Consider the following 11,088-nt stretch of genomic DNA (forward strand, 5'->3'; position numbering starts at 1 on the left):
TCGGCGTCATTCGCCCGGTCGTCGCGGGCGGATCGCCGGTTCGGCGGCCTCGACCACGCTGTCGGGCGGCACGTCGCGCCGCAGCCAGACATTGCCGGCGATACGCGAGCGCGCACCGATCGTGACTGGTCCAAGCAGGACGGCACCGGCGAAGATCACGACATCGTCCTCGATCGCGGGATGGCGGCGCGTGGCGGCCCCGTCCCTGTCCTCGCCGTGCGCCTCGCTCGCCGCGACCGGCTCGCCGCCAAGCGTCACGCCCTGGTACAACCGGACGCGGTTGCCGATCCTGGCGGTCTCGCCGATCACGATTCCCGTCCCGTGATCGATGAAGAAGCTGCGCCCGATTTGCGCCGCTGGATGGATATCGATGCCGGTCTCGGCATGCGCGACTTCGGCGATGACGCGCGCGACCAGCGGTGCACCAAGCTGATGCAGCCGGTGCGCGAGCCGGTGATGGATGATCGCCGCCAGCGACGGATAGGACAGTAGCACCTCGTCCACGCTTCGTGCGGCCGGGTCGTTGGCATAGCCCGCCTCGACATCCGCATCGAGCAGCCGCCGGATGTCCGGCAGGCTCGCCGCGAACGCCCCGATGATGCGCTCAACCTCGAGCCCCTCCTCGACGCTGGCGATCCCGGGACGGGCGATCCGCAACTCGATCGCAATCTGCGCGCCGAGCTGCGACAGGATCGATTCGAGCGTTGCCTCGACCCAGCGATTCTCGTTGCCGGCGGTGAGCTCGGGCGGCCCGAGGCGCAGCGGAAACAGCGCAGTCCCCAGCTCGCGCAGGATTCGGCGCAGTGTCTCGCGTGACGGAAACTGAATCCCGCGCTCGGCATGGCGCGCATGGGCGGCACGCCAGTCGAGCCGCGCCTGCTTCAGCCCGTCGATCACGGTGCCGAGCCCGCCCGGAAAGGCGATCGTGGCCAGGCTTGTGTCGTCGGTCATCTCGCGCCCTGCTCTGCCGGCAGGTGCTGATCGCCTCGCCGGTCGCGTTGGGGCACCGTGCCGGAGTCGCGCGCCAACGCCGCCACGCGTTCCGCCAGCACGGCGCGCGTGCAGTCGCTCCGGGCGTCGCCCGCGAGGATCGACAGCAGCTGCTGCCCCTGCGGCCAGTTGCCAAGGCCGGACGCGGCGTTGATATGCCCGAGATCCCCGACATCGACGAGGAACGCGCCCCACAGATCGGCCATCGCGCGCGCGCTATCGATGCTCGCATAAGCGTCGCCGCGGCTGGCGACGAGCAGCGTGGGGAATGGCAGGATCACCGCCGGCGTCGGGCTGAACCGTGCGATCCTGGGATCGACATCGGCCCGATCCGCGTCGGGCGGCGCGACGAGCAGGGCGCCCTTGACGCGCGAGAGGCCGCTCGGGCCAAGCAGCCTGGCCCACCAGGCTACGGCATGGCAGCCCAGGCTATGCGCCACCAATACCACGTCGCCCCGCGCCTCATGGACGGCCTGATCGATGCGGCTGATCCACACGTTGCGGATCGGATCGTCCCAGCAGCCAAGCTCGACGCGGTGGCAATCGGGCCGCTCCCGTTCCCACGCGGTCTGCCAGTGATCCGCCCCCGAATTCCACAGCCCGGGAATATTGAGCACGATCGGACGGGACTGTTCCTTCGGCATAAGCCACCCATGGTTACGAGCCGGTTTTCTGGCCCGGACTTATAATCCATCAATTTGATAGGAATTAAAGCGAAGAAAAGTTAGGCTCTGCCAAATGCAACCTTGGCTGCCGCTGGCGGTCGCGCCTTAACCTCGATTGCACGAGCTTGGGGCTTGGCGTTCAGGGCCTGGTCCGCTTGAATCGCATGGCCCCCTCGGGACGGTGAAGGGTCAGGCTGTCACCCTCCAGTTCCGCCTGCACGCCGGTTAGGTCGAGCACGCCGAAATCGTTCGGAGTCAGCAAGAATGTCGCGATCCTTCCCGGATCGGCACTGAGGGGCAGACGTTCGGACCGCAGCCTGTACGACGCCATGCTGAACGTGACGAACCGCGGCTTCCTTTTTTCGTCCGAAGGAAGCGACCAGGGGCCTCCCGCCAGATAGGATTCGAGCGGATCGCCCGTTTCGAATTCGATGCTCAGGTCAACGCCAGGCACGTCCCGGCCATTCGGACCCACAACGCGTATCGCGAATGGTTGGTCGGGCGCCGCATCGATCCGACCGGCGGTGATCACCGGGGCCACTGGCCGGGGGTCGCTGATCAACTCGATCCGGTTGCCCGCAACTTTCCACCGGCCCTGGGCCTGTTCATCCAGCGAGCCCACGGTCAGGCCATATCGGAAACTTCCGTCCGGGCTGAGGCGGATGCCCGCGACGAGCTCCATTTCCGAGTGAACATAGTCTCCCGCCACCGCGGCTGGCGTAGCTGGATCGGCCGCCTTCGGCGCCTCCTGCGACGACACCGGCTGGGCGATGGCGGAACAAGCCGCGACCGCCGCACACGCCACGCTGATTAATCGGCCAAACGCGGAATGCAGCATCCGGGATTCTCCTGAAACTTGGGCCATGCGGCGTAGCAGGCCGCCCTCGGACGTCAAATCGGCCAGACGACCGGCTGCGCGGGGCCAGGGGATGGTGGCGAGCGCTCGCTCATTCGGTCGAAGCGGTCGCGCCTGGCGGCAGGCGGATGTTGGATATCCGCTGCCGACGCGGTATCCCCGCGGACCAACGGCCGCCCGGCGTCGGTGCGATCTTTCCGGGAGCGAATGTGACCTATACTGCTTTGTGGATCGCGCTAGCCCTCGTAGCGCTGACCGGCCTCCTCTTCATCCTGATCTACAACCGGCTGGTGCGCGCTCGTGCGCTCGTGCGCGAGGGGTGGAGCGGGATCGCCGTACAATTGCGGCGCCGTGCGGATCTCGTCCCCAATCTGGTTGCGACCGTACAAGGCTATGCCGCGCATGAACGCGATCTGCTCGACGACGTAACGGTCCATCGATCGGACGCGGTGAAAGCCGCCCGCCCGGAGGATGCCGCCCGGGCCGACGCGGCCCTGGGCGGCATGCTCGGCCGGCTGATGGCGGTTGTCGAAGCTTATCCCGAGTTGAAGGCCGATACCAATTTCCGCGCCCTTCAGACCGAGCTCTCCGCGATCGAGACGGAACTGCAAAGCGCCCGGCGCTACTACAACGCCACCGTGCGCGATCTGAACACGCGCATAGCGTCCTTCCCGGATCTGCTCGTCGCCGGTCCGCTTGGCTTTCGCGAGGAACAATTCTTCGAGGATGCGGATCCCGCCATCGCCAGCGCCCCGGCAGTCCGTTTCGACGGCGCGCGCTGAGCGTGCGGATCCTGCCCGTGTTGATCGCAGCGCTCGCGCTGCTGGTTGCCGTGCCGGCAAGCGCCGAGGAACGGATCACCGATTTCGTCAGCGACGTCACCGTGCGCGCGGATGGCGCGCTGGACGTGGTCGAGACCATCCACATCGTCTCCGAGGGGAACGAGATCAAGCGTGGAATCCAGCGCGATTTCCCCACCCGCTATCCCGGTCCAGGGGGACGGCTGGTCACCGTCGGCTTCCGGGTGCTGGAGGTGGCGCGCGACGGCCGCCCCGAACCCTATACGCTACTCGGCATGGACAATGGCGAGCGAGTGCGTATCGGGCGCGCGGAAACGCTGCTGACGCCCGGCGAGCATGTCTATCGCATCCATTATCGCACAACCCGCCAACTCAGTTTCTATTCCGATGTCGACGAGCTTTACTGGAATGCCACCGGCAATGGCTGGACCTTCCCGATCGAACGCGCAGAGGCAAGGATCACCCTGCCCGCGGCAGTGAAATTCGGGAAGCGGGCTTTTTATACCGGTGAACAGGGCTCAACCGCCGCGGACGCGGAAGTGGTGGAGGAGCGGCCGGGCCGGATCGTCTTTCGCACCACAAGGCGGCTGGAGGCGACGGAGGGGCTGACCGTGGCTGCCGCATGGCCCAAGGGCGTAGTCGCTGCGCCCGGCGTGCTGGACAGGCTCGGCTGGTGGTTGGCCGATTGGGGTGCGATGCTGCTCGCGGCCATCGCCGTGATCGCCATGCTCGTTTATTGGGCGCTGGCCTTGTGGCGGGCGCGGCGTCACCCCGATCCGCGCCCGCTCGTACCGCTGTTCTCGCCGCCCGATGGGCTCTCCGCGGCCGCGGTGCGCTATGTCTGGCGCAAGGGTTTCGACGACCGCACCTTTTCCGCGGCGGTGGTCGATGCCGCGGTGCGCGGCCGGCTGCGGATCGTCGACGGCGTCGCGAAGGACGGCGATGCCGAGCAGAGACTCGAGCGGATGGACGGCGCCGCTGATCTTCCTCCAGCGGAAGAGAAAATGACCCGGCTGCTGTTCAAATCGCGCAAGTCGGTGGTGCTGAAACGGGCCAATCACGCCTTGCTGACCGCCGCGCGCCGCGGCCTGGCGCAGGAACTCGAGGCGCAATACGGCGAAGGCCGCACCTTTACCGAGGAACCCCGCGATAGTCTGATGGGATGGATGCTTATCGGCGGCCTGATGCTGGCGGTGGCGGTGATAGTGTTGCTGGGCAATCCGCGGATTTCGCCCTGGATACTGCCCGGACTCGTCAGCGGCATGCTCGTCGGCCGCCTGCTTCTGTTGCTGCTGGCCCGCCAGCGCCGCGGGAAGCTCGGCAAGGGCGTGAAGATCCTGAACTGGATCGTCACTGCGCTGATCTGGCTGGCCATGGTCTTGCTGGGCTGCACGCTCGTCTTCCTGGGTCTCGCCGGCGGCAACCCCCTGCCCCTGCTCATTCCGCTGCTCGCCATTCCTTTCCTGCTGGTCACCCGTGCGTGGCTGGTGGTGCCCACTCCGGCCGGCTGGGCGCTGCGCGACGGCATCCGCGGCTTTCGCCACTATCTTTCAGTGGCGGAGGAGGACCGGCTGGACACACTCAACCCGCCGGAAAAGACCGCGGCGCTGTTCGAACGCTATCTGCCCTATGCCATGGCGCTGGAGGTGGAGAATCGCTGGGCGAAACGCTTCGCCGATGTCATGGCGACGGCCGGCGTGGACGGCCGCCCCAGCCCAGCGAGCGACTGGTATGTCGGGAATTCCGCGCGATCCTGGTCGGATTCCGGCGCCCTCGCCACCGCGATGGGCGCCGCGCTGACCTCGACCATCGCTTCGGCCGCAACCTCGCCCAGCACCTCCAGCAGCAGTTCGAGCAGTAGCAGTAGTTCAAGCGGCTCCTCCGGCGGCGGTTCCTCCGGTGGTGGCGGCGGTGGCGGCGGGGGATCTGGGTGGTAGGGAGCGGCTTTGTGCGACTATCGTACGCAGCCGACAACCGGGACGACAGGCATGATCCGCGAGATATTGAAGATGGGCGATCCCCGGCTCTTGCGCGTGGCGAGGCCGGTCGAGGATATGCATAATCCGGCGCTGAAGGCGATCATCGCGGACATGTACGAAACCATGTACGCCGCAGATGGCGTTGGACTGGCGGCGCCGCAGATCGGCATCGACCTCCGCCTGATGATCTTCGGTTTCGATGCGAACCCGCGCTATCCGGATCAGGCGCCGGTGCCGGTCACGACGCTCATCAATCCGTGGCTCGACATATTGACTGACGAAACCGAGGACGGTTGGGAGGGGTGCCTGTCGGTACCCGGCATGCGCGGCCTCGTCCCGCGCGCCACGCACATCCGGTATGGCGGCACACTTGAGGACGGCGGTGAGCTCTCCCGCGAGGTCGAAGGATTTCACGCCCGCGTATTCCAGCACGAATTCGATCATCTGAACGGCGTGCTCTATCCACAGCGCATCACCGACATGACTCAGTTCGGCTTCATCGACGCGCTGTTTCCGGACAGCGCGCTGGCCGCGCTCGAAGGGTGAGAATATTCGGCGCCAATGAAATAGGGTTACAGCGGTAGCCCGACGTCGTTTCGCCGAAACACGGCCCCAGCGTATGTCGGCCACCGGGACGCTTTTGGGATCGGGCGGGAAGACATGACGGACAAAGGTCGAGGCAACGCAGCAACCTGGCTTTTCTGTGCATTGGCGGCGCTGGTGGAGGGTTACGATCTTCAATCGGCCGGCCTCGCCGCGCCGCGGATGGCGCCGGCATTCGGCCTGGCCCCGGGTGAACTGGCATGGGTGTTCAGCAGCAACACCATCGGCCTGTTGTTCGGCGCGCTGATCGGCGGGCGGCTGTCGGACCGGATCGGTCGAAAGGCGCTGCTGATCGCATCCTTGCTGACCTTCGGCGCCTTTTCGATCGGGACCACGCTGGCCTCCGGCCTGTACGGCCTGATCGCGATGCGGTTCCTAACCGGCATCGGCCTTGGCGGCGCGTTTCCCGCGCTGATCGCCCTGGTGGCGGAGACCGGCCGCCCAGACAGCCAGGCGGGCCGCGTGACCATGATCACCGCGGGGATGCCGTTGGGCGGCGCGTTGGCGGGCCTGCTGGTCCTTTCCACAAGCCGGGACTGGACATTCCTGTTCCATGTCGGCGGCGTCGCGCCGATCCTGCTCGCCGTCGCGGGGGCCTGGTTATTGCCGGCCGCCCCGCGCAAGGCCGGGGGCGCCCATGATGACGCCCGGGACGACATGGCCGGGCTGGCCGAGACCTTGTTCGGAGAGCGGCGTGCCACGGCCACCCTGGCCTTGTGGACTGCCTCGTTCGCGACTCTGCTGATTCTGCATCTGCTGCTCAACTGGCTGCCCACGCTGATGCTGGGGCGGGGCCTGGGCCGGTCACAGGCGCTGGGGGCGGCCTTGGCCTTCAGCGTCAGCGGCGCCGGCGGCGCGCTGCTGCTCGGCCATCTCGCGCGGAGCGGCACCCGGCCATGGCTGCTGGGCGCCACCTATGGGGCCATGGCGGTAGGACTGTTCGCGCTGGCCGCGATAACCGGTGCGGCACCGATGATCGCAGCGGCCGCCTTTGTCGGTTTCTTCGTCGTGGGCGCGCAATTCCTCCTCTACGGCCTGTCCGCCACGCTCTACCCGGCGGCGCTGCGCGGTTCCGGCGTGGGCGCCGCGGTGGCCTTCGGGCGCCTCGGCGCCATCGCGGGACCGTTGCTTGCCGGTTTCGTACTGAGCCTGCAGGCGGGTGCGTCAGCGGTTCTTCTCGCTCTCCTGCCATTGGCCGCTATCGCCTTCCTCGCGACGGCGATGCTGCCCGGCGCATCCGGGCGGTACCGGATCATCGCACCTCGCACTGGCGTTAGCGGAGGCTAGCCGGCCGGAAGCCCCTTCCGCGATTTTCGCCGGCCTGCGCTCGGCTGGCGATGGCGTCGCCCGCCCGAATGGTGCAGGTAGCGTGGCAGATGGGGCTTTGGGGCGACGGTCTTTCTATGAGGATGCAGGGTCGCGCTGCGGTGGCGGAGCGAGCGCCGGGCCCCGATCGGGATCGGCCGTGACGCATGGCGGATTTCGGCGACGATCCGGATTCCGACCTTCTCGCGGCCGCGATCGCCGGCAATCGCGACGCGTTCGGCACGTTGCTGCAGCGGCATTATAACCGAATCCACGGCCTCGCCTGGCAGCTGACCGGATCGCGCGCCGATGCCGACGATATAGCCCAGGATGTCTGCTGCACGCTCGTCGAGAAAATCGGGACGTTCCGGGGCGAGGCGAAATTCACCACCTGGCTGTGCGGCATCGTGTTCAACGCGTGTCGCGATCTGCGCCGCCGCCGCCGTTCGTTCAGCGGCTTTGCCGACCGGCTCGCGGTGGTGACTGGCCTGGCACGCGGACCTGACGGGCGCGATCTGCACGACGCGATGTGGCTGAAGAGTGCGATCGCCCGGCTCAAGCCGGTCTATCGCGATGCCGCGGTGCTCGTCGCGGGGCAGCAGCTGACGCATGCCGAAGCCGCCGTCATCCTGGGCGTTGCCGAGGCGACCATTTCCTGGCGCATGCACGAGGTGCGGCGCATGCTCTCGGCCGGCGGGGCCGACTGACCGGAGACCTTTTCAAAAAAAAACGCGATCGGACCCAAGGATATGCCGTCGGCGCGCGTCGCAGGGACATGCGGACGATTTTGCCCGCACGTCAGGGAGAGTTTTTCATGCCCCGTCCATACCATAGGGTCGCCACCGGGGTGGCCGTCCTGCTCCTCGTCTCCTGCTCCCGGTCCGGAGTCGACGAGGCGCCATCGTCGGCGTCGCAAACCGCCGCCCCGTCATCCGAGGCGGACATCGTCGTGACCAGTACGCGCAGGGAGGACTATCAGGCAGCACCGGCGCAGAGCGTCCAGGCCATGTCCCACGCCGAGGTGGCCGCGCCGCCGCCCCCGCCTCCGCCTCCAGCCCCGGGCATGAAAATGCAGCGGATGGCGATGCCTGTCATCGCGCCGCAGGGCATCATGCCGATGCCCGAACGCCATCCGTATCTGCCGATGCCGTACCGCGACACCGGCCGCGACCGCTTCACTGCCGTCGCGGAGAATCCGTTCAAGCTGGTCAAAAGCGAGCCAGTCTCGACCTTCTCGATCGATGTCGACACCGCTGCCTATTCCTTCGTGCGCGCCTCGCTCAACCAGAACGTCCTGCCCCAGCCGGCTGCGGTGCGGACTGAGGAGATGGTCAATTATTTCCCCTATGATTATGCCGCGCCGCGCACCGCGCAGCAGCCGTTCAGCACCAATGTCGCTGTGTTTCCCAGCCCGTGGACGGCCGGCCGGAAGCTCGTTCGGATCGGCATCCGCGGTTATGATATCCAGCACGCCACGCGCCCCCGCGCCAATCTCGTCTTCCTGATCGACACATCGGGATCGATGAACGCCCAGAATAAGCTGCCGCTGGTCAAGCAGTCGCTGGCCATGCTGCTCGACCAGCTGGACGGCGATGACAGCGTCGCGATCGTCACTTATGCGGGCTATGCCGGCACCGCGCTCCAGCCGACGCCGGCCAGCCAGAAGGACCGGATCCTGGCCGTGATCGACCGGCTTGGTGCCGGGGGCAGCACTGCCGGCGCCGAGGGCATCCGCCAGGCCTATGCGCTGGCCGCGCAGAATTTCGATCCGCACGGCGTCAACCGCGTGATCCTGGCGACCGATGGGGATTTCAACGTCGGCATCACCAACCAGGACGAACTCACGGGCTATATCGAGCGCGAGCGCGGCAAGGGCGTGTTCCTCTCGGTGCTCGGCTTCGGCATGGGCAATTACAACGATGCGCTGATGCAGGCGCTGGCGCAGAACGGCAACGGCGCCGCCGCCTATATCGATACCGTCAGCGAAGCGCGGAAGACGCTGGTCGACGAGGCGAGTTCCACCCTGTTCCCGATCGCCAAGGACGTGAAGATCCAGGTCGAGTTCAACCCGGCGGCCGTCGCCGAATATCGCCTGATCGGTTACGAGACGCGGATGCTCAACCGCGAGGATTTCGAGAATGACAAGGTCGATGCCGGCGATGTCGGATCGGGCCAGACCGTCACCGCGCTCTACGAGATCGTGCCGGTCGGCGGCCCGCGCGCGATCGGCGCGTTGCGCTATGCCAGGCCGGAACCGGCCAGCGCGCAGGGCACGGAGATCGGCTTCGTCAAGATCCGCTACAAGCTGCCCAAATCCGATACGAGCCGCCTGATCTCGACACCGATCGATCGCAAGGCGGAAGTAGCCCGTTTCGAGGATGCACCGCGGGATGCGCGCTTCGCCACCGGCGTCGCGGCCTTTGCCGAGTTGCTGCGCGGCGGTCGCCATACCGGCAGCTTCACTTATGGCGACGTGCTGCGCATCGCGACCGCGGCGCGCGGCGAGGACAGCTTCGGCTATCGCTCGGAGTTCATCCAGCTCGTTCGCGCGGCCAACAATGCGCGTTCGATGGCCAGCCTGGAGCGTTAGAACGGGCCGGCCCTGCCGTCGTCACGATGGCGGCGGGGCCACGCGCCGATCGTTCGACCGGCGCCGAATATTGGGTATAAGCTTGGCCGATGCAGTGCCATTTCCCACCTCGTACGCGATCAGCGCTCCTTCTTCGGAAGCACGCGATCGGCGCCGGCATGCGCGGGTAAATGGCGATGGATGACGATATCGCCCTGTCGCTGCCCGAGCCGCCCCCGCCCCGGCCGGCCCGTCGCGACGCAGCGATCGAGGCAGCGATGCGCCGCTTCGATGGGGAGACGCCGCCGGCCACGCGCCCGGCGCGCGTGGCAGGGTCCGGCTGGTGGCCGAAACTGGGCCGCCCGCAAATGGGCGTGCTGGTATCCGCGATGGTGGTCGCGGTGGTCGGCGTTCCGATCGCGCTGCTCTCGATCGACGAGCGTTTTCCCGCCGAGACCGAGCAGCCGCAGCCGGTCCAGCGCGGCGCGGCGCCCTCGCCCGCCGCGCGGGTCGTGCTACCGCCGACATCCCCCGCGCTTCCACCGTCGGATACGGCGCCTCCCGTCCGAACGCCGGCGGCACCCGCCCCATCGCGGGAGAAAGCCGAAGACGCGTCCGACCTCATCACGACAGCCGCACCGGAGATGGCTGCTCCGCCGCCCCCGCCCCCTCCACCACCGCCGCCTCCTCCGCCGCCTCCCCCGCCACCGGCCCCAGCGCCGGTGATGCAGGCGGAACAGAGCTTTGTCGCCGACATCCAGATAAAAACGCGGCGCGCAGAAGCGCGCCTGCAGGCGCCAGCTGCCACGCCTCGGCCGACGCCATCGGCTGCGCTGGCCAATGATGACTCGGACATAGTGGTGACCGGAACGGCGATGCGCCGCCCGGTGCGGCGAGGCGACTGGGATGCCTGCACCGTCAACGATCCGCTGCGCCGGCTGAACAGCTGCAAAAGGCTGGTCGATCCCGGCGCAAAGGGCCCGGCCGGGCGCGCGGGCGCGCGGCTCGCCGACGGCCTGTCGCTCGCGTGGCAGGGCAATCTCGACGGCGCGATCGGCGCATTCGACCAGGCGATCGAACTTCAGCCGCGCCTCGCCTTCGCCTATCTCAACCGCGCCCTTGTCCGGCAGCGGCAGGGCGATATCGATGGCGCCATCGCCGATCTGGACCAGGCGGTGCGTTATGCGCCGACAGCGGCGCGCGGCTATTATCAGCGCAGCGTGATGCTGCGACAACGCGGCGACACCCGCCGGGCCGAACGGGACGAGGAGCGTGCGATCGCGCTCGACCCGGATTATGACGCAGTGGTGAAGTGAGCCGG

Annotated in this window: 10 protein-coding genes; 7 read left to right on the plus strand and 3 right to left on the minus strand. The window is 67.6% G+C overall.

Features of this window, described 5'->3' with window-relative positions:
- Positions 1 to 6 precede the first annotated feature (6 nt).
- The 3 genes from epsC to U1769_RS00635 all read right to left on the minus strand — a co-directional run bounded on the left by epsC (position 7) and on the right by U1769_RS00635 (position 2,550).
- Positions 7 to 951, minus strand: a complete 945-nt coding sequence (gene epsC, locus U1769_RS00625) for a serine O-acetyltransferase EpsC (RefSeq protein ID WP_332710789.1) — start codon at positions 949 to 951, stop codon at positions 7 to 9.
- The gene (locus tag U1769_RS00630; protein WP_332710791.1) at positions 948 to 1,634 is read right to left on the minus strand and encodes an RBBP9/YdeN family alpha/beta hydrolase; all 687 of its coding nucleotides are present in this window, start codon (positions 1,632 to 1,634) and stop codon (positions 948 to 950) included. Before U1769_RS00630 ends, epsC begins: the two co-directional genes overlap by 4 nt.
- A 160-nt stretch (positions 1,635 to 1,794) precedes the next feature.
- Positions 1,795 to 2,550 (minus strand): hypothetical protein, encoded by a 756-nt coding sequence (locus tag U1769_RS00635; protein ID WP_332710792.1) that lies wholly within the window; start codon positions 2,548 to 2,550, stop codon positions 1,795 to 1,797.
- Positions 2,551 to 2,720: 170 nt separating this feature from the next.
- Between U1769_RS00635 and U1769_RS00640 the strand changes: the two genes are divergently transcribed.
- From U1769_RS00640 to U1769_RS00670, 7 genes are all read left to right on the plus strand, one after another.
- Positions 2,721 to 3,293, plus strand: a complete 573-nt coding sequence (locus tag U1769_RS00640) for a LemA family protein (RefSeq protein WP_332710794.1) — start codon at positions 2,721 to 2,723, stop codon at positions 3,291 to 3,293.
- Positions 3,294 to 3,310: 17 nt separating this feature from the next.
- Positions 3,311 to 5,248, plus strand: a complete 1,938-nt coding sequence (locus tag U1769_RS00645; RefSeq protein ID WP_332710796.1) for a DUF2207 domain-containing protein — start codon at positions 3,311 to 3,313, stop codon at positions 5,246 to 5,248.
- Positions 5,249 to 5,299: 51 nt separating this feature from the next.
- Positions 5,300 to 5,836, plus strand: coding sequence for a peptide deformylase (def, locus tag U1769_RS00650; protein WP_332710798.1), 537 nt, complete (start codon positions 5,300 to 5,302; stop codon positions 5,834 to 5,836).
- Positions 5,837 to 5,950: 114 nt separating this feature from the next.
- Complete coding sequence (locus U1769_RS00655) at positions 5,951 to 7,180, plus strand: MFS transporter (protein WP_332710800.1); 1,230 nt, start codon at positions 5,951 to 5,953, stop codon at positions 7,178 to 7,180.
- A gap of 185 nt (positions 7,181 to 7,365) precedes the next feature.
- Positions 7,366 to 7,905, plus strand: a complete 540-nt coding sequence (locus U1769_RS00660; protein WP_332710802.1) for an RNA polymerase sigma factor — start codon at positions 7,366 to 7,368, stop codon at positions 7,903 to 7,905.
- Positions 7,906 to 8,012: 107 nt separating this feature from the next.
- Positions 8,013 to 9,788, plus strand: a complete 1,776-nt coding sequence (locus U1769_RS00665) for a vWA domain-containing protein (protein WP_332710804.1) — start codon at positions 8,013 to 8,015, stop codon at positions 9,786 to 9,788.
- A 176-nt stretch (positions 9,789 to 9,964) separates the two neighbouring features.
- Positions 9,965 to 11,083, plus strand: coding sequence for a tetratricopeptide repeat protein (locus tag U1769_RS00670; RefSeq protein WP_332710805.1), 1,119 nt, complete (start codon positions 9,965 to 9,967; stop codon positions 11,081 to 11,083).
- Positions 11,084 to 11,088 lie beyond the last annotated feature (5 nt).

The sequence above is a fragment of the Parasphingomonas zepuensis genome (assembly GCF_036663735.1).
In the GTDB taxonomy this organism is placed as follows: Bacteria; Pseudomonadota; Alphaproteobacteria; order Sphingomonadales; family Sphingomonadaceae; genus Sphingomonas.